Annotated in this window: 15 protein-coding genes; 6 read left to right on the top strand and 9 right to left on the bottom strand. The window is 62.7% G+C overall.

From position 1 onward, the window contains the following. Positions 1–69: 69 nt before the first annotated feature. On the top strand, positions 70–705 hold the full coding sequence (locus tag DBR16_RS11685; protein WP_109261417.1) for a hypothetical protein: 636 nt from the start codon (positions 70–72) through the stop codon (positions 703–705). Beyond that, on the top strand, positions 702–3,101 hold the full coding sequence (gene pheT, locus DBR16_RS11680) for a phenylalanine--tRNA ligase subunit beta (RefSeq protein ID WP_109261416.1): 2,400 nt from the start codon (positions 702–704) through the stop codon (positions 3,099–3,101). The genes DBR16_RS11685 and pheT overlap by 4 nt, the downstream gene beginning before the upstream one ends. Positions 3,102–3,154: 53 nt before the next feature. Here pheT and DBR16_RS11675 read toward each other — a convergent pair whose 3' ends face one another. The 3 genes from DBR16_RS11675 to DBR16_RS11665 all read right to left on the bottom strand — a co-directional run bounded on the left by DBR16_RS11675 (position 3,155) and on the right by DBR16_RS11665 (position 5,921). Beyond that, positions 3,155–4,552, bottom strand: coding sequence for a DEAD/DEAH box helicase (locus tag DBR16_RS11675; protein WP_233347790.1), 1,398 nt, complete (start codon positions 4,550–4,552; stop codon positions 3,155–3,157). Between the two features lie 248 nt (positions 4,553–4,800). Beyond that, the gene (locus tag DBR16_RS11670; RefSeq protein ID WP_109261415.1) at positions 4,801–5,316 is read right to left on the bottom strand and encodes a GNAT family N-acetyltransferase; all 516 of its coding nucleotides are present in this window, start codon (positions 5,314–5,316) and stop codon (positions 4,801–4,803) included. Positions 5,317–5,324: 8 nt separating this feature from the next. Then, entirely contained in the window at positions 5,325–5,921 is a 597-nt protein-coding gene (locus DBR16_RS11665) for a DUF1134 domain-containing protein (RefSeq protein ID WP_109261414.1), read from the bottom strand. Positions 5,922–6,077: 156 nt separating this feature from the next. On the opposite strand from DBR16_RS11665, the gene lepA reads away from it, so the two are divergent. After that, complete coding sequence (gene lepA, locus DBR16_RS11660) at positions 6,078–7,886, top strand: translation elongation factor 4 (RefSeq protein WP_109261859.1); 1,809 nt, start codon at positions 6,078–6,080, stop codon at positions 7,884–7,886. 17 nt (positions 7,887–7,903) lie between these two features. Here lepA and DBR16_RS14110 read toward each other — a convergent pair whose 3' ends face one another. Then, on the bottom strand, positions 7,904–8,794 hold the full coding sequence (locus tag DBR16_RS14110) for an HNH endonuclease (RefSeq protein WP_233347788.1): 891 nt from the start codon (positions 8,792–8,794) through the stop codon (positions 7,904–7,906). Between the two features lie 275 nt (positions 8,795–9,069). Here DBR16_RS14110 and DBR16_RS11650 point away from each other — a divergent pair, with 275 nt between their 5' ends. Beyond that, positions 9,070–12,135, top strand: a complete 3,066-nt coding sequence (locus tag DBR16_RS11650; RefSeq protein WP_125184559.1) for a hypothetical protein — start codon at positions 9,070–9,072, stop codon at positions 12,133–12,135. Here DBR16_RS11650 and DBR16_RS11645 read toward each other — a convergent pair whose 3' ends face one another. Then, entirely contained in the window at positions 12,136–12,828 is a 693-nt protein-coding gene (locus tag DBR16_RS11645; protein WP_233347786.1) for a 2OG-Fe(II) oxygenase, read from the bottom strand. It abuts the gene before it with no gap. Between the two features lie 151 nt (positions 12,829–12,979). On the opposite strand from DBR16_RS11645, the gene DBR16_RS11640 reads away from it, so the two are divergent. Beyond that, on the top strand, positions 12,980–13,510 hold the full coding sequence (locus tag DBR16_RS11640; protein WP_109261412.1) for a peroxiredoxin: 531 nt from the start codon (positions 12,980–12,982) through the stop codon (positions 13,508–13,510). Positions 13,511–13,573: 63 nt separating this feature from the next. Next, a complete protein-coding gene (gene serA, locus DBR16_RS11635) occupies positions 13,574–14,779 on the top strand; it encodes a phosphoglycerate dehydrogenase (protein WP_109261411.1) in 1,206 nt (401 codons plus the stop codon). On the opposite strand, the gene DBR16_RS11630 is transcribed toward serA, so the two are convergent. The 4 genes from DBR16_RS11630 to DBR16_RS11615 form a co-directional block, all read right to left on the bottom strand. Next, a complete protein-coding gene (locus tag DBR16_RS11630) occupies positions 14,776–15,438 on the bottom strand; it encodes an HAD-IB family phosphatase (RefSeq protein ID WP_233347785.1) in 663 nt (220 codons plus the stop codon). The genes serA and DBR16_RS11630 overlap by 4 nt on opposite strands. Continuing rightward, entirely contained in the window at positions 15,431–15,994 is a 564-nt protein-coding gene (locus DBR16_RS11625) for a carboxymuconolactone decarboxylase family protein (RefSeq protein ID WP_109261410.1), read from the bottom strand. Before DBR16_RS11625 ends, DBR16_RS11630 begins: the two co-directional genes overlap by 8 nt. A 72-nt stretch (positions 15,995–16,066) precedes the next feature. Continuing rightward, positions 16,067–17,623: a L,D-transpeptidase family protein gene (locus DBR16_RS11620; RefSeq protein WP_161539498.1), complete on the bottom strand. Its 1,557-nt coding sequence runs from the start codon at positions 17,621–17,623 to the stop codon at positions 16,067–16,069. A 62-nt stretch (positions 17,624–17,685) separates the two neighbouring features. Next, a complete protein-coding gene (locus tag DBR16_RS11615; RefSeq protein ID WP_161539497.1) occupies positions 17,686–18,429 on the bottom strand; it encodes a DUF4386 domain-containing protein in 744 nt (247 codons plus the stop codon). Between the last annotated feature and the right edge of the window lie 64 nt (positions 18,430–18,493).

Raw genomic sequence — 18,493 nt, 5'->3', positions numbered from 1 at the left:
GGCAATTCCCCCCTCCACCACTGCGTGGTCCCCCTCCCCCGTAAACGGGGGAGGAAAAGGGAGGCGCTGATGCTCAAGTGGTTCAAATCCAATCATCAGGCGCTCACCGCCATCGGCGCGATGGTCGTCGGTCTCGCGGCGCTGTACGTGGCGTGGGATCAGGCGCGGGTGATGCGCGCCCAGCAACATGGGGCAGTGGTCCCCGCCCTGCAGGTCGATGCCTTCACGCGGACCGTTGACGATCAGCTCACGCTGGGCCTGCGCGTGGCGAATAATGGTGTCGGTCCGGCTTTCATCCGCAATGTCACACCGCTGCAGGATGGTGAGCCGGTCGAGCGCATTGATGGCATGTTCAGCGGCATGCCCGAGGGGCAGGTCGACCGGTCCTGGGTGACGTTGACCGGACGTGTGATCGCGCCCGGCGAGCTGGTCACGCCGATCTCGGCTGCCTGGCCGGCGGACGAGGTGGATGCGGACAATATTGCCGCGCTGTTCGCGGAATGGGAACGTTGGGATGTCGAGATCTGCTACTGCTCGGTCTTCGACCGCTGCTGGGTCGCCACCGTTCAGGTGCGGGACCGGCGGCCCGTCGCTTCCTGTCCCGATCCCGGGGTCGATGTCTTCGAACGTTATGGTTCGGAAGCCTTCATCCCGCCGCCATCACTTCAAGATGATACTCCAGAAACGGCGGGAGCCGATCAATGAAATTCACCCTCTCCTGGCTGAAAGCGCATCTGGAAACCGATGCCTCCATCGATAACATTGTCGAGGCGATGACCATGGCGGGTCTGGAAGTCGAGCATGTCGACAATCCGGCCGAAGCCCTGTCCGCCTTCACTGTCGCGCATGTGATCTCGGCAGAAAAACATCCTGATGCCGACAAGCTGAAAGTCTGCACGGTGGAGACGTTTGAAGGCACCAAACAGATTGTTTGCGGCGCGCCCAATGCGCATGCCGGGATGAAGGCGGTTTATGCGCCGCTCGGCACCTATATTCCGGGCGCGGACTTCGCGCTGGATAAAAAACCCCGGAAGATCCGCGGCATTGAATCCCACGGCATGCTGTGTTCCGCGAAGGAGCTGAATGCCGGCGAGGATCATGACGGCATTATCGATCTGAAAGGTGATTGGCAGGTCGGCGCCCCCGCCGCCGAGGCGCTGGGCGCGAATGATCCGGTGATTGATTTTGAAGTGACGCCCAACCGGCCGGACTGGCTGGGCGTGGACGGGATTGCGCGCGATCTGGCCGCTGCCGGGCTGGGCAAGGTGATCACGCCGGCACCGAAGCAGATCAAGGGCGCTTTTCCCTGTCCGGTCGAGATCCGGCTGGAATGGCCGGAAGCCTGCCCGGTGTTTGCCGGACGCTATATTCGCGGCGTGAAGAATGGTCCCTCGCCGGACTGGCTGAAGCGGCGGCTGGAAGCCATCGGCCTGCGTCCGATCAACATCCTCGCCGATATCACCAATTTCGTATCCTATGACCGCTGCCGCCCCTTGCACGTCTATGATGCCGGCAAGATTGGCCAGACGATTATTGCGCGCCGGGGCAAGGGCGAGGCGGACCGGTTCGAGGCTCTGGATGGCAAACACTATACGCCGTCCGCCGAACACTGCGTGATTGCGGACGAGGAGCACTGTCTCGGCCTGGGCGGCGTGATGGGCGGGGAGATGTCCGGCGTCACTGACGGCACCGTCAATGTCTTCCTCGAATGCGCCTGGTTCGATCCGGAAATCACCCGCGCGACGGGCCGGGCGACCGGGATTGAATCGGATGCGCGCTATCGCTTCGAGCGCGGTGTCGATACCGGTTCCATCGAGACCGGAATCGATCTGGCCACGCAGTTGATCGTCGAATTGTGCGGGGGCGAGGTGTCCGAAATCCGTATGGCGGGTGAAGCCCCATCAGCGCCAGAGCCGATCGAGTTTCCGGTCTCCGAGGTCAAACGCCTGACCGGGCTGGACCTGCCGGGCGGTATCGTCACGAAAATCCTGATGGATCTGGGCTTCGGCGTCGCCGGAAGCGGCGACAAGCTGCATGTGGAAGTGCCGACCTTCCGCCGTGATTGCACGATGAAGGCCGATCTCGTCGAGGAGATTGCGCGAATTCACGGCTATAACCGGATCGAGGCCGTCTCGCTGCCGAAACTGCCGGGGCGGCGCGAGCCGACCGCCACCGAGGGCCAGAACCGGGCGCGGCATGCGCGCCGGGCGCTGGCGGTGCGCGGTTATCATGAGGCCGTCACCTGGTCCTTCTGTCACCGGGATCAGGCCGCCCTGTTTGGCGGACATGGCGAGGGGCTGGAACTGGCCAATCCGATCTCTTCGGATCTGGATGTGATGCGGCCGACCGCGCTTATCCATCTTCTGACCGCGCTGCAGGAGAATGCTGACAAGGGCATCGAGGATCCGCGCCTGTTCGAGGCCGGTCCAATCTATCTGACCGACAAGCCGGACGGCCAGCGCATGGCTGTCGCCGGTGTGCGCTATTGTGCCGCCGGCCGCCACTGGGCCGGGACGCGCGAAGCCGATCTGTTTGACGCCAAGGCGGATGCGATCGCGGCGCTGGAAGCCGCCGGTGCGCCGGTGGAGTCGCTACAGGTTGCAGCCGAGGCGCGCAACTGGTGGCATCCGGGGCGCTCCGGGGTTTTGCGACTGGGGCCGAAAAACGTGCTGGCCGAATTCGGCGAGCTGCATCCGCGGGTGCTGAAGGCGCTGGGCGTCGAGGGCCGCGTCATCGGGTTTGAAATCCTTCTCGACGGCATTCCGTCACCGAAGAAGAAGGCGGAGACCAAGGCACGTCCGGCGCTTGACCGGGCCGGGCTGACACCGGTGAAGCGTGACTTTGCCTTCCTCGTTGATTCCGCCGTGGCCGCGGACACGCTGGTGCGCGCCGCGAAAGGTGCCGACAAGGCGATGATCACGGATGTCTCGGTGTTTGATGTCTATGCCGGCAAGGGCGTGCCCGAGGGCCAGGTCTCACTGGCCATCGAGGCCGTGATCCAGCCGCGTGAGAAAACCCTGACCGACAAGGAAATCGATGCGGTCGCGGCGAAGATTGTGGCGTCGGTTGAAAAGGCGACGGGGGCCGCTCTGAGAGGGTAGGTTTCTCCCCCCGCAGCAGGGGAAGAAATCTTTACTTTGCACGACGCGGCGCGTCAGGCCGAGCGGCGGTTTTCACCATTGGGACGCGGCGAACGGGACTGACCCGGCTTTCCGCCACCGGCTGGTTTGAACTTGCTCTTGCCGAAGCGTTTCGGCGACGCATTGCCATTGCCATTTCCGGCCGCTGCGTTGCCCTGACCGTCCGGACGCGGGCCGCGATTGCGGTTACGGCCGCCGCGGGGACGGGATTTCTTGACCGGCGCCGGACCGCGCGGCTCTTCGGTGAAGGGCTTGGAGGGGTGCTGCTCCACGCCATCCTCATTGGTGACGGCAAGACGATAGCCGATGAGGCGTTCAATATCCTTCAACAGCGGCTTTTCTTCCTCGTCACAGAAGGCGACCGCGATACCGGTATTGCCCGCACGGGCCGTCCGGCCAATGCGGTGGACATAGGATTCCGGTACATTCGGCAATTCGAAATTGATGACGTGCGAGACGCCGTCGATATCAATGCCGCGTGCCGCAATATCGGTGGCCACGAGGATCTGGGTCTTGCCTTTCTTGAAGGCATCGAGGGCCCGCTGGCGCTGGTTCTGGCTCTTGTTGCCATGGATGGCGTCAACACCGAGACCGGCCTTGGCCAGACGCTGGGCCACCTTGTCGGCCCCGCGCTTGGTGCGGGTGAAGACAATGCCGCTGGTCATTTCCGGCACGCTGAGCACGCGCACGAGGCGCTCGAGCTTCTGCGGCCGGTCGAGGAACTGGACGGACTGGGTGATCTGTTCGATCGGACGGGCGACCGGCGCGACCGAGATCTGGACCGGATCGGTGAGGAAATCATGCGCCAGGGCGCGGATCGGTTTCGGCATGGTCGCGGACAGGAGCGCGGTCTGACGGTTTGACGGCGTGGCGGCCAGAATCCGGCGGATGGCCGGCAGGAAGCCGAGATCCATCATCTGGTCGGCCTCGTCGAGAATGACGGTCTTGACGCTGCCGAGATTGATCGCTCCGGTCTGCATGTGATCCATCAGGCGGCCCGGCGTGGCGATGAGGACATCGACGCCGCGCTGCATGGTGCGGATCTGGGCACCGGGTTTCACACCGCCCATGACGACGGCGAGGGTGGGGCGCACATGGCGGCCATAGGTTTTCACCGATTCCGCAATCTGCAGTGCGAGCTCGCGTGTGGGTGCCAGGATGAGGACGGTGCAGGACTTGCCTTGCGCGCGGCTCTTTGATTTCACGATGGCATCAAGGATGGGCAGGGTGAAGGCCGCAGTCTTGCCGGTACCGGTCTGGGCGGTGCCCAGAAGGTCGCGCCCGGCCATCAGCGCCGGAATGGCTTCGGCCTGGATCGGTGTGGGTGTGGTGTAGCCTTCATCTGTGAGGGCTTTGAGAATCGGCTCGGCAAGGCCGAGATCTGTAAACTGGGTCAAAAATTCAACTTTCATGGTCGTATCGCGCCGGAACGGGCCAAGCCGGTTCCCGCGCGGTGCGGTTTTTCAAAATAGGGAGCTTGCGTAGACCAGCCGCCTGATGGCCCCTCATCAAAAGTGAGGGTGGGGCTTACGGCGATCCGGCAACATGCAGGATGGCTCGGCCTATGGCGTACCGCCTGACCGGTTGCCCGGACATCTACGCGCGGCACGAAGACCGGCGCTCTCTCACACGGATTGCCGCCAATAGCAAATGATTTCACTCACAGTTCAAAAGCCGGGTGATAGCGTACAATGCCATGGCCTGCGGGCAGTGGCCGGGGCAGGCGGATCTGGAAGGCCTGCGCCATTTCCGGAATGGAGCCGTCATCGGCGAACCAGCGCCAGCCGCGCTCGATCGCCGGGGTGAAGCCGAAATGGGCATAATAATCCGGCGCGCCCAGCACACAGAAGAAGGCGACGGGATAGGGCAAAAAATGCTCCAGCCCGGCTTCGATCAGGGCGCTGCCGATGCCCCTGTTCTGATGGTCCGGCTTCACGGCGACGGGGCCGAGGCCCAGCCCCCGCAACAGGGTGCCATCGTCGAGATGCGCACTGGCGGGCGAGAACATCACCATGCCGGCAATGTCGCCATGATGATCGGCGACGAGTTCGAGACTGTCGGCATCATCGTTACGCAGGCGCTCGACAATGCGGCTCTCATCGGGCTGATCGAAAGCTGCGTCCAGAACTGCCTTTATGCCGTCATGATCGTCCTCGACGGCGGTCCTGATCTGCATGGGAAAGCCTAGAAAGGCAGCCAGTTGCGGCGGCGGGAATAGGCGAGATAGCCGATATTGGCGCCCGCGCGGAGGCCGACGCCCGAGCGGATCGGGGCCAGCGTGATGCCATCGGCGCGCTGATAATTCACACCCATGCCGCCGACGAAATAGGCCGAGCCCTCGACGCCGGGAAAACGGCGGAAAATCTGGTCCGGATCATTCATGCGGTAGACCAGCACGAAGACGCGGCTGGCATTGCCGCCCGTGTCAAAGCCGATGGAGGGGCCCTGCCAGTAGACATGCTGGCGGCGGCCATCTCGCATGGTCAGATATCCTTCACCATAGCGCAGGCCGACCCCGACGGCGCCGGCCACTTCCTCGCCGGCCACATAGCCCACCGGACGGCCGAGATCGGAGAAGACGCGCTCGACGACGGCGGCGGCCGCTTCGGCAGTGACGCCGAAAAAGTCGGACACGGCATCGACCACTTCTTCCTGGGAATAGCCGTCGACATCTTCGGAATAGCGGCTGGGCTGTCCGTAATCGGTTTCTTCCTGGGCATGGGCGGCAAAGGCGAGGCCGGTGGCGGCCAGCAGGGCCAGGGCGAGGCGGGGCAAGGTCATGGCAATCTGTCTCCTGACAATCAGCGCATATTCGCATATGAATCTGCGCGTCAATTCGGGCAAGACAATGGCGCTTCGGTTAGGGCGAGGTTAAGCGCCGCAAATCAGCGCAAACGGCGCTTGGCGGAACGCTATCCCGATGCTACGTCCCGCCTCATGAACCAGGACCAATCCCTTATCCGGAATTTCTCCATTGTCGCGCATATCGACCATGGGAAGTCCACGCTTGCCGACCGGCTGATCCAGATCACCGGCGGGCTGACCCAGCGCGAAATGAAGGAGCAGGTGCTCGACAATATGGAGCTGGAGCGCGAGCGGGGCATTACCATCAAGGCCCAGACCGTGCGGCTGGAATATACGGCCAAGGATGGCAAGACCTATATCCTGAACCTGATCGACACGCCCGGACATGTCGATTTCGCCTATGAAGTCTCGCGCTCCCTCTATGCCTGTGAAGGCGCGCTGCTGGTGGTCGATGCCGCGCAGGGCGTGGAGGCACAGACGCTGGCCAATGTGTATCAGGCAATTGATGCCGATCTGGAAATCGCGCCGGTGCTGAACAAGATCGATCTGCCGGCCGCCGAACCGGAGCGCGTCAAGCAGCAGATCGAGGATGTGATCGGCATCGAGGCACAGGACGCCGTCGAGATCTCGGCCAAGACCGGGCTGAATGTCGACCAGGTGCTGGAAACCATCGTCACCCGATTGCCACCGCCCAAATATGGCGACCCCGGCGCGCCGCTGAAGGCGTTGCTGGTGGATAGCTGGTATGATCCCTATCTGGGCGTCATCTGCCTGGTGCGCGTGATCGAGGGCCAGCTGAAAAAGGGCATGCGCGTGCGCCTGATGGGCACGGGCGGCAGCTATCATGTGGATGGTGTCGGTGTCTTCACACCGGCCAAGACCAGCGTGGAGGCGCTGGGTCCGGGCGAGATCGGCTATCTCAATGCCTCGATCAAGCAGGTGCGCGATGCGCGCGTCGGCGACACGATCACCGATGAAAAGCGCCCGACGGACAAGATGCTGCCCGGCTTCAAACCGGCCATACCGGTCGTGTTCTGCGGGCTGTTCCCGGTGGACAGTGCCGAGTTCGAGGATTTGCGCGATGCGATCGAGCGGCTGGCGCTGAATGACGCCTCCTTCTCCTTCGAGATGGAGACCTCGGCGGCGCTGGGATTCGGCTTCCGCTGCGGATTCCTCGGCCTTCTTCATCTGGAAGTCATCCGCGAGCGGCTGGAACGCGAATACAATGTCGAGCTGATCACGACGGCGCCATCCGTGGTCTACAAGCTGACCCTGACGGACGGGACCGAGCTGGACCTGCACAATCCGGCGGACATGCCCGATCCGGTGAAGGTGGCCTCGATTTCCGAACCCTGGATCACGGCGACCATTCTCGTTCCGGATGAATATCTGGGCGGTATTCTGAAGCTGTGCGAGGACCGCCGCGGCATCCAGCAGCAACTGACCTATGCCGGGTCCCGCGCCATGGTGGTCTACGAATTGCCGCTGAACGAGGTGGTGTTTGATTTCTATGACCGGCTGAAATCGGTGACCAAGGGCTATGCCTCGTTTGACTATCAGTGGAAGGATTACCGCGAGAATGATCTCGTGAAGATGTCCATCCTGGTCAATGACGAGCCGGTCGATGCGCTCTCCATGATCGTGCACCGCACCCGTGCCGAAGCGCGTGGCCGGTCAATGTGCGAGAAGCTGAAAGACCTGATCCCGCGGCACATGTTCAAAATCCCGATCCAGGCCGCCATTGGCGGGCGGATCATTGCGCGTGAAACGCTCTCGGCGCTGCGCAAGGACGTGACCGCGAAATGCTATGGCGGCGATGCGACGCGCAAGCGCAAGCTTCTGGAAAAGCAGAAGGCGGGCAAGAAGAAGATGCGCCAGTTCGGCCGGGTCGAAATCCCGCAGGAAGCCTTCATCGCCGCGCTGAAGATGGACGGGGATTAGGGGAAGCGCTCGATTCCCTAGCCCTTGAAGCAGTTCTCTCTATGCCAGTGAAGAAATGTCGGGCTCGGTCTGTCTCGCTCTCGATCTGGTACGGTGATCTCACCGCTCATATTGAACAGGCGGTCCACTCCTTCAGGCAGCAATTGGGGAACAGTCAGCAATTTGTAATCATCGTCGATGCTGATTAGTCCTCGATCAAACATCCAATGAACCGTTCGAGATAACGCTAAACCGTTTCGTACGAAATCTGGGCCGCGGTGTTCTACAGGCTGAATGTGCGCAGCTTCCATTTCTGCCCGGCCGCCACCGTTGATGATCTTCAGCCCCGTTATTGCACATCTTGAATCATAGGCATCACGGATATGCTTTGCGAATATCCGGTCGCGAAATTTTCGATTCACAAGGGTTGGAATAGTTGGGCGCTCGAAAGGTGTTTGCTCCTCTTCAAGCGCGGGAAAGGGGTCAATTGGTTCCCCTAAAGATGGATCATACAAACCCGCCTTGAATCCCGCGGCGCAAATGCTGAGAAATTCATCCTCTTTGATGGGCCTGACAGATCTTCGGATAGTGCCTTTGTTTAAGGCGCCGTCATTATCGAGGCGCGACTCCCAAAAACCACTAATTTCCGACTCCAGCGGGACAGGGTTGGTAAATTCAAGAAAATGCTCGAGGTCTGCATAGTAGTGATCGGCTAACGCCGGGTCGGGGCGAATTTCCCGGATAATCGCCGTCGCCCAGTAGGCCATTCGGTGAACCCCGTGGCCGCCTCTTTTGGGTGCATAAAATAGACAAGCATCGCCGACCGCAGAGTTGGCCGCTTTTAAATACGTGGCGGGAAAATGGTATACTTCTCCGGGAACATCCTTGTACCCGCTATCGTCTTTCTGGGTGAGTACAACTTTGGCCAAACAACGCCCCCAAGACCTTCGAGAACTATCGGCAATTCTGTTGTTAAGGTCTAGGTGTTTATTCCAATCGAATAGGAAGGCCCTTCACCCCGTTGGGTCGAGCCCACCGCCGACGCCGGGATTGATGCGGAACCAGCCGGCGAGGCCCAGACGCGGCGTGACCGTTTCGCGCATGGGAAAAGCGCCTCACCCCGCCTGCCGTATCTGAACACCCTCAGGTATGTTAGGGTCTTTCCACACATTCAAAGGACAGAGGCGGGCAGGGAGAGGCAGGCATGCGGTCAGGGAGAGCGCTCTGGATCATCGGCATGGGACTGGCATGGGCGATGGCCTCGCCCGTCCTGGCCAATGAGCCGAAATTCACCCTGTTCGGCGGCGAAGACATCTTGCGCGGCGATCCCTGGCACCATGAAGACATGACCTGCCGGGCGGCGGCCGGCGACGCCAATTGCAGCGGCAATCGCGACACGCACCTCTATCCGGGGACGGGATTCAGCCCGGAAGCCGCCCACGCCATGGCCTGGCATGCCGATTATATCGACAGCTATCTATACAGCCCGCTCTGGTGGGCGCAGGCGGTCAATCCCGGAGGTGTGCTGGACGGCGAATCCGGCATTCTCAACCGGTACAAGGCATCCATGTCGCAATACTGGCATCTGGCCAGTCTGCATTTCGACGATCTCAACTCCGGCGCCGAGGTCGAGGCGACCTGGCAGCGCTATCTGGCCGGTGTGCTGATCGGGCTGAACTGGGCGGCGGACAATGATGATGTCGATGCCGCGCATCACCTTCTGGGCCTGTCGCTGCACGCGGTTCAGGATTTCTACTCGCACTCCACATGGATTGATCATCCTGACCGCCGTGGCCGGACCTATCTCGACACGCCGCCCGTCCAGCGGCGCAGCTTCGCGGTGCTGACCGGTGCCTATGAAGACGAGATCGCGCCGATCCAGCATGGCCAGTTCAACCTCGCCTGCTCGCTCTATGACCGGCCCGCGGCGCGGCGCGCACTCGACGTTCTGTGCACACGCGGCCTGCCGACTTCCAGCATTTCCTTTTGCGAGGCGCACCGCGAATGCCAGCAGTCGGATTCCGAAACCGTGGGCGTTGTTGTGGCCGGACGGGAAACCAATATCGCGGTTCTGGCTCCGCCGGGCATTGCCATGGATACCACCTGGCTGGCGCAGATTGCCGCGGATCAGCGCGGGCTGACCACGAATAGCGGGCGCGACGCCGTCCGCAATCCGGTCAGCCTCGCCGAGCGGGTGGAAGGCGCGCTGCCGGACAGTCCGCTGGACACACGGATCGACCGCCGCACGCAGGAAAGACTCGGCCGCGTGGCCGGCGATATCGAATCCTCCGGTTCAGACCGGTCCGACCGGCCGCCGGAAGCGGCAATGTTCAACCCGCGCGAGATGTGCCGCGATGTGGCCGGCCATGGTGCCGCCTGCGAACGCGAATCCGACTTCCTGTTCTCTGAGGCCAAGCATCTGGCCATCATTTCTTCCCAGCAATGGCTGCGCCTGATCGGTGAGTACATGTCGGACCGCCATCCGGATTTCTGGCGCCAGGTGCGGACCTGCCGCAGCGCGTCCGGCGTGCCGGTCTGCCATGGCGATTTCAGCTATAGCCGCCCGCCGCGGGAGATCACCGGCCAGTTCGAGCATTATGCCCAGCTGCCCTTCCAGTTCCTGACGGGCGGGCATGATGCGCCAGCGGCCAACCCGTTTTCCGATGGCTGGTATCTGCGGGTGCGCATCGACACGGCAAACAGCCGCGGCGCCGGGACCGATGGCGATATCTATCTAGAGGCCGGCGGCGAGCGCTTCCTGCTCGACTATCTCAACACCCGCAATCCCGACAGCCCGGTCCGCCAGTCAATCCTGACCTATAATGATTTCGAGGCGGGCGACTCCCAGGTTTATACCGTCGGTCCGTTTGCCGAGCTCCCGGGCGCGTTTACCCTGTTCAATGACAGCGCCTCGCGGCGGGAGGTCCGACGCGCCTTTTTCCGCAGCTGGGGCAACCGGATTCGCGACCGGCTGGAGGGGCTGCGCCACACCTTCCGCAATGATCAGGACTATATCGGGCACATCATCTGGTCGGTCAGCCGCGACGAGCTGGATGAGCTGATCCGGTCGGGCAATTCGGTCACCTATCGCGGCGAAACGGTCCGCTCGCAGCCCGGTGAAGCCTATGTGCTCATGGATGGCGGGGCGGAAGGGGTTTATCGCATCCGGCTGACCGTCCGGCGCACCGCCTGGGACGGTGACAATACCTACCGGCGCTGGGGCGAATACGAGATCGGCATCCGCGGACTGACCGTGTTGCGGGAATCGCGCGTGGACGGGGCGACCCGCACGGATGAACCCTTCTTCTTCTTCGCGCTGAGCGCCTATGGCATCAGCGAGCCGGAAGCGCGCAGCTTTGGTCCTTATTCGGGTATCGGCACTGATTCCAGAGACCGGCGGCTGGTGTCCCTGTCACATGTCTTTGCGCCCGTCCGCCTGCCGCCGGACGGGATCGTCACGCTGGCGGGTCAGGGCTGGGAAAGTGACAATGAACGGTCAAGCGACCGCGATAATCTGTTCGCCCAATTCTCCACCGGTGTCGATCCCGCCGATGCTGACGATTACAACCAGTTCCTCTACGAATTCGGCCGCACGCTGGGCGGGGATTGGCGGATCGAGAACCTGACCGTTCATGCCTTCTATCGCGGTGAACGCCCGCAATACGGTCCGGTACTGGATGCGCGCATTGCCGGCTGGATCGATGAGGAAGAACGCCGCAGTATTTCACTGGATACAGGTGCGGTCCATTCCATCGGTGTGGACCTTGCCGCCTTCGGCGTGACCCGTTCGCTCAACGGACAGCGCCGCGTTCCGGACTGGACAGCACGCTGGGCGACGCTGCGGCCGCCGCAAGCGACGGCCAACACGCAGCTGTCCCCGCCCGGCCGGCCCGGGCTTCCGGCCGAACCGGCAATATCCGCGCCGGCCCGGACGATTGACCGCGATTCACTTGCGGCCGTCCGCAACACCACACGCCGCTCCTGTGCCGGGCAGGTGCAGGGACAGATCGCCTGGAATGCGCAAGGCACGACGCGCTGGGCATCAGGCAATATTGAACGCCTGTGTGCCGGAGCGGAGAACAGTGGCGCACCGGCCCGGTGTTTCGAGATCGCGCTTGCCGGGCTGAACGGTGAAAGCTGGACCTGGCAGCCGGCGCTCGAATTGTGTGCCGGCACGTTCAATGCCGGGGCGCGGACGGATTGCTATCGTCAGAATCGCGCCGCGGGGCATGATCGCCCGTCGGCTATCGCCGCCTGTACGCCGGACTGATCACCCCGCCGGGTCGAGCACGCCACCGACGCCGGGATTGATGCGGAACCAGCCGGCGAGGCCCAGGCGCGGCCTGACCGTTTCGCGCACGGCATGAGGGATGGTTTCCGACATCATCAGCAAAAGATCGCCGCCGCGCGGCGGCAGAGTGGCGACGGGCGGGTCGGTGTCATCGGGGCCGGACCAGAGATCGAGCTCGCCGCCATCGCCGGCCTGCCAGTCCCTGTTCAGCCAGGCGACGAGCGAGACGACGCGGTCGCGCGGCCGGTCGGCAAAGGCATCGAGATGACGGGCATAATGGCCCCCGGTCGGATAGCGGGCGAAATGCGCCTCGAACTCGAACAGGCCGGCAAAGAGGGTGCGGTTGATCTCCCGGCGCAGGGATTCGCAGCCCTCGAGGAAGGCACGCTCTGCCGGATCCTTGCCCTCCAGCCAGCGGATCTGGGTCCGGCGGATGGCGGCGGCCCGGATCTGGCTGTCACCGCGGCCAATGGCGGCCGGTTTCAGCGCATCTGCGGCGTCCAGTGTTTCCAGCCGCAGGCGCAGGGCATGGGTCAGGGCGTCCGGCAGCGCAGCTTCAGCATGCGCCCAGCCCCTTGCCGCCAGATCCTCGATCAGCGCGGCGGTCCGGTTGTCGCCGAAGAAGGGGGCGGGCGCACTGCCTGCCGGAAGATCGAGAGCCATGTCCGCCATCGCACAAAGGGCCTGCGCTCTAGGGTCAATGCGCTGGTGTGGCAAGTGAAATATAATCGGAAGCGCCTCATCGCATTGCGGACCGGGGCGGGCCCTCGCCAAACCGGCCGCAACGCCTATATTCATAGGCAGAACAAAACGGAGTGACCCCATGTTCCGCACCTTACTTGCCGCCTCGGCAGGCCTGCTTGTCTCTGCTGCCGCCCTTGCCGATCTGGAGCCGGGCGAAGCGGCACCGGATTTCACGGTTGACGGCTTCCAGGCCGGGGAACCGGTCAGCTTCACCCTGTCGGAGGCCCTGTCTGAAGGGCCGGTCGTGCTGTTCTTCTTCCCGGCCGCCTTCACCGATGGCTGCGAGGCGCAGGCTGCGAGCTTTGCCGAAAGCATTGGCGAGTTCGAAGCACTGGGCGCGCGGGTGATCGGCGTCACCGCCGGCAATACCGACCGGCTGGCGGATTTCTCCACACAGCATTGCGCTTCGGCCTTCCCGGTGTTTGCGATCGCCGACGGCATGATGGGCGATTATGAAGTACGCCTGCTGGCGCGGCCGGGCTGGACGGAACGGACCACCTATGTGATCGACCAGAGTTCGAATATCGTGATGACGCACAATGCGCTCAGCCCGTACGAGCATGTCGACCTGTCGCTGGCGGCACTGCGCACGCTCTCCGCAGACGAGTAAAGATGGCTTCACCCCGGGCCGGAATCGGATTTTGCTGCCCTGCAGCGAAACAGGTCCGGCCCGATGAAGACACTCCTGCTTGAAAATGTGCATCCCGATGCGGACGAGGTGCTCCGCCGCATTCCGGGTATCGAGATCGAACGCGCCGGCCATGCGCTGGATGCTGGCGAGCTGAAGGCGCGGCTGGCCGGTGTACAGCTTCTGGGCATTCGGTCGCGCACAAAGATCACCGATGACATCCTCGCCGCGGCGCCGGATCTCCTGGCCATCGGTTGTTTCTGCATCGGCACCAACCAGGTCGATCTGGACGCGGCGGCCCGGCGCGGTGTTGCGGTTTTCAATGCGCCCTTTGCCAATACGCGTTCCGTGGCCGAGCTGACACTGGCCTCGACGGTGATGCTGATGCGCGGCATTCCGCAAAAACTGGCCGCCATCCGCCGCGGCGAATGGCAGAAAACGGCCACAGGTGCGCATGAAGTCCGTGCCAAGAAGCTGGGCATTATCGGCTATGGCAATATCGGCTCGCAATTGTCCGTACTGGCCTCGGGCCATGGCATGCACGTCTATTTCTATGACACGGAGCCCAAGCTGGCGCATGGCAATGCAAGGCCGGTGGCGTCGCTGGACGAGCTCCTGGCGCTCAGCGATGTGGTCACGCTGCACGTGCCGTCCACGCCGCAAACGCGGATGATGATGGATGCGGCGGCGATCGCGAAAATGAAGCCGGGCAGCTTCCTGATCAATCATGCGCGTGGCGATCTGGTGGATGTCGATGCACTCGCGGCGGCGCTGCATTCCGGTCATCTGGCCGGGGCGGCGGTGGATGTTTTCCCGGTGGAGCCGGCCTCGAAAGAGGAAGAGTTTGTCAGCCCGTTGCGCGCCTGCGATAATGCGCTTCTCACCCCGCATATTGGTGGCTCGACCGAGGAAGCCCAGGCCGCCATCGGCATGGATGCCGGCATGAAGCTGGCGCGCTATGCGGTCAGTGGCGGATCGGCAAAATCGGTGAATTTTCCGGAACTGGAGGCCGGCGACCTCGCAGCCGGACGCTCGCGTATCCTCGCGCTGCATGGCAATGCGCCGGGCTATCTCTCGGCGCTGACCCGCATTGTCAGCGAAGCCGGCCTGAATATCGCGGCCCAGTATCTCAATACGGCAGGCGGGCTGGGTTATGTGTCCACCGATGTGGAAGGCGCGGTTCCCGACGGCGTGCTCGATCAATTGCGCCGCGCGCCCGGAACGGTCCGCATCCGCACGATAGCCAGCTAACCCAGCAGCAGGCCACGCAAATCATCCAGTGTTCCGGCATAGTCCGGGGCGCGCTCCACGACCGCGTCGCGGCGGGCAATGCCGCCAAATCCGATGAAGTGATCCGCTGCCCCGGCGGTCAGGGTTTCCAGATCGGTGACGCCATCGCCGACCATCCAGACAGCGGAATACTGCGTGTTCGACCGCAGGCCCGCGAGAATGCGGGGCTTGCCACCATTGTCCGACAGGGGATTGCCGGTATCGATGCCGGCAACGGTTTCACCCTCCCACACAAGGCGGTTGGCGAAAATTTCTTCTCCGGCAAAGCCGAGATCGCGCAGCGCCGGCACCAGAACGTCCGAAAATCCGCCGGACACCGCCCTGACCTGATCGCCGCGCTGGCGCAGATCGCCCAGCAATTGCGCCATTCCCGGCGTCAGATGCTGGCGCAATTCGACCGCCGCGGCGGTAATATCGCTGCGCTTCAAGGGGGTCAGGTCGAGGCGGGCCATCAGCGACTGGCGGAAAGACAGCGTGCCATTCATGCCGCCAGAGGTGAGCGCCTCGATCTTTTCCGCGGCGGCGGGGCCGAGCTTGCGGGTCAGGACGAAGTCAAGGCTTTCCACCGCCAACAGCGTTGAATCCACGTCGAAGCAGACAAGGCGGGGCGCATCAATCAATCAGGCCGGCCTTTCGTCCCCAACCGCTATAATCGCCCTCGCGCCTTGCTTTCAGCTCGTCTTCGGACGGGGCGCTGAAGACCGGCTTGGGGTCGATCCCCGCACCCTCGAGAATGCGGTTCATATAGGCATAGAGCGCTGCCACGGCGACCGCATCATAGAGCGCATCCTCGCTCCAGCCCGCCGCGTAGACGGCCTCGGCCATGGCGTCAGTCGACTTGCCGGGATCGACCGTGACCTGCCGCACATATTCAAGGAGAGGGACCAGCTTCCGGTCAATGATGGCGTCGGCCGGGCCGGATGTAACCAGCGCCTCGATCAATTCCGGATCAACGCCGAAAGCCTGGGCCATCGCCTTGTGCGCGCCATAGCAGAAGCGGCAGGCATTGAGGCCGGAGACATAGGCGGAAATCAGCTCCCGGGTGGCGATGTCGAGCTCCGACGGCTCACGCATCAGCGCGTCATGCAGTTCCAGAAGCGGTTTCACACCGCGTGGAAAGCGCCGGAACAGGGCTTCCAGATAATCATCCTTCCCGAGGCTTGGATAGCGGGGCATGGCGGTCTCCGTCTGGCGACACACTCCGTGCGGCGAGCGGATTGTCAACTCGCCGCACGTCAATGTGATTGGCTAGCGCGACGCCATGGCCGGTGGCGATGCTGACATTGCGTCCAGCACGGCCTGATCGCGCCCGTAGATATCGTTCAGGAAGCGGACGCCCGAGACCTCGTCGGGAACAACCGTGGAATACAGGATATGCACCGGAATATGGCGGGCGAGTGATACCCGCGTTTCGGTGTTCCCGCCCGCAACGGACATCAGCCTTTCCGGCGTCCATCCATCGGCATCGGCAGCGACCCATTGCGCCAGTTCCAGCGGATCCCGTACGCGCACACAGCCGGATGAAAAATTCCGCTGGCGCTGGGCGAAAAGGCCGCGTGTCGGCGTATCGTGCAGATAAACATTGTGCTGATTCGGGAACATGAATTTCACTTCGCCAAGCGCGTTCAATGGCCCGGGAGCCTGTCGTATACGGTAAGGAAAGGGCGATGCCGGAACCGTTGCCCAGTCAATGGTTTCCGAATCTACAATATTGCCCACACGGTCTATGACCTGAAAGCCAAGCCTGTTGACAGCTGATGGATCGCGCCGGAAAGCGGGCAACTTGTCCCTCACGGTCAGGCTTGGCGGAGTCTCCCACCAGGGATTCAAGACGAAATAACTCATATTTCCGGAAAAGACCGGTGTTCGCCGGTAGAGCTGGCCGACAATCACCTCATGTGTGCGCTCGATCGCGCCATTATTCCAAGCTTCCAGCTGATAGTCGGCAATATTCACCCGAATATGCCGGCGGCCCAGATCCTCCGGCAGCCAGCGCCAGCGCTCCAGGTTTGCCTCGATCTGGCGGACCCGGCCGGAGACAGGCGTATTCAGCTGGGCCAGGGTTTGCGCACCAATAATGCCGTCAGCATCCAGGCTGGTGCGATTCTGGAAAACCCGGACCGCTTCGGCCAGAGCTTCATCGTATAATTCGGGTGTCTCGCTCTCAATGGCAATATCACCCGTGGCGGCCAGCCGCGCGCGCAATTGTGCGACACGCGGTCCAATGTCGCCGGGGCGCAAGGTTCCACCGGCCTCGACAGTTGGCCATGAGCCTTCAGCTTCGAGCGCCCGATAGAAAACAAGCGCGTCGCGCAAGGTCTGGTAACCGGGTTGTGCCGGGGCAAGGGTTTCAAGGCTTTCCCTGATAGCGCCATTGCTGACGGCTCCTTGAAGATAAGCTGCCAGATCACGGCCACGGCGGGCGGCGGTCCAGTCCGGTTCAACAGATACCGGATCAAGACGGCCCGCCAGTAGGTGTGCCGCGAGGGTCAGATAGGAATCGGTGGCCAGTTCATCCGCGGCCTGGTCGGCTATTTGCGGATCAATGGCCTCCAGTGACGTCAGATGATAGTCTTCCGGCGACAGACCATGTGTGGATGCGCCTCGGACAGCCTCGACCAGATCTTCAAGAAGGTGGGCATTGGCCGGACCGGTCCAGGCCAGCGCCTCTTCCCGGGCTTCGTAAAACCGTTCAGCTGTTTCACAGGCCCGGCAGTCGAATGACGTGGCCGCGCTACCGGGCGATGAGAGCATGAGAAAGACTGCGCATACGCCCGCCGTCATTTTCAGGGTTTCATGTATCATGTCAGAACTCCGGCTCCGGTTTCCAACACGATACATGTATTCGGCGCTTTCCTGTAAGGAATTCAGGCTCCGGGAGGATGTGGCTCGTCCGCGGCACCCTGTGCCGCCCACTGGCGGCGATTGAGGCCCACGACAAGAAGCCAGCCCGCGAAGACGAATTCCGGCAAGGCGGCGGGCAGAAGCAACAGCCCCCCGACACCGCTGAGCGCCGGTATTCCGAAATGCACTACGCCCAGCGCCAGATAGCTGATGCCGGACAGGCCCATGAGCAGCCCCAGAAAGGCCGGAAAATAGCGGGCGCGGGCCAGCAGGATCCCAAGGGCCCCGCAATGAAGCCCGAACAGCATCAGGCCAAGAATATAGCCTTCATTGTGCAGGCCCAGGAAGATCAGGCTCACCGCGTTTGCGGTGTCTGCATCAAGCTGGCCGGCTATCGGCGTCTCACCCAGAAGCAGGAGCGGAGCTGTTTCCGCCAGCAGCGCCGTGACCATGACGGCGCTCATGACCAGCCGGGCTGACAAGGCGAACAGAGCAACCCCCCGATCGACGGGGGCCAGCAGGCGATAGAAGGTCACTGCCAGCAGGATATCGAGTGCGAAGACCAGAAAGTCGGCCAGCAGGCCAAGCCGGAACAATGTGTCTTGTGACATAATCGCCGCCGCCGTGGCATTGGCGTCCTGCCAGTCGATCAGATTACCGCGCACAACAATCTGGGCAAAAATGCCGCTCAGAATGATTGCGAGATAGGCAAGGCCGGACAGGCGGGCGAGCGTCACCGGGTGACGGGGCAGGGATGAGAGGGGCATGCGGGATCCTTTTTGAATTGGTTCCGGCCACTCTCTCTTTCCCACACTCCGTCGTCCTGCCGAT

Source organism: Hyphobacterium indicum, assembly GCF_003129605.1.
GTDB lineage: Bacteria > Pseudomonadota > Alphaproteobacteria > Caulobacterales > Maricaulaceae > Hyphobacterium > Hyphobacterium indicum.
This window is presented reverse-complemented; position numbering and strand designations above follow the sequence as displayed.

Coding starts and splice junctions, on each gene's coding strand:
- DBR16_RS11685 (WP_109261417.1), top strand. CDS start 70: ATGCTCAAGTGGTTCAAATCCAATCATCAGGCGCTCACCGCCATCGGC.
- pheT (WP_109261416.1), top strand. CDS start 702: ATGAAATTCACCCTCTCCTGGCTGAAAGCGCATCTGGAAACCGATGCC.
- DBR16_RS11675 (WP_233347790.1), bottom strand. CDS start 4,552: ATGAAAGTTGAATTTTTGACCCAGTTTACAGATCTCGGCCTTGCCGAG.
- DBR16_RS11670 (WP_109261415.1), bottom strand. CDS start 5,316: ATGCAGATCAGGACCGCCGTCGAGGACGATCATGACGGCATAAAGGCA.
- DBR16_RS11665 (WP_109261414.1), bottom strand. CDS start 5,921: ATGACCTTGCCCCGCCTCGCCCTGGCCCTGCTGGCCGCCACCGGCCTC.
- lepA (WP_109261859.1), top strand. CDS start 6,078: ATGAACCAGGACCAATCCCTTATCCGGAATTTCTCCATTGTCGCGCAT.
- DBR16_RS11650 (WP_125184559.1), top strand. CDS start 9,070: ATGCGGTCAGGGAGAGCGCTCTGGATCATCGGCATGGGACTGGCATGG.
- DBR16_RS11645 (WP_233347786.1), bottom strand. CDS start 12,828: ATGGCGGACATGGCTCTCGATCTTCCGGCAGGCAGTGCGCCCGCCCCC.
- DBR16_RS11640 (WP_109261412.1), top strand. CDS start 12,980: ATGTTCCGCACCTTACTTGCCGCCTCGGCAGGCCTGCTTGTCTCTGCT.
- serA (WP_109261411.1), top strand. CDS start 13,574: ATGAAGACACTCCTGCTTGAAAATGTGCATCCCGATGCGGACGAGGTG.
- DBR16_RS11625 (WP_109261410.1), bottom strand. CDS start 15,994: ATGCCCCGCTATCCAAGCCTCGGGAAGGATGATTATCTGGAAGCCCTG.
- DBR16_RS11620 (WP_161539498.1), bottom strand. CDS start 17,623: ATGATACATGAAACCCTGAAAATGACGGCGGGCGTATGCGCAGTCTTT.
- DBR16_RS11615 (WP_161539497.1), bottom strand. CDS start 18,429: ATGCCCCTCTCATCCCTGCCCCGTCACCCGGTGACGCTCGCCCGCCTG.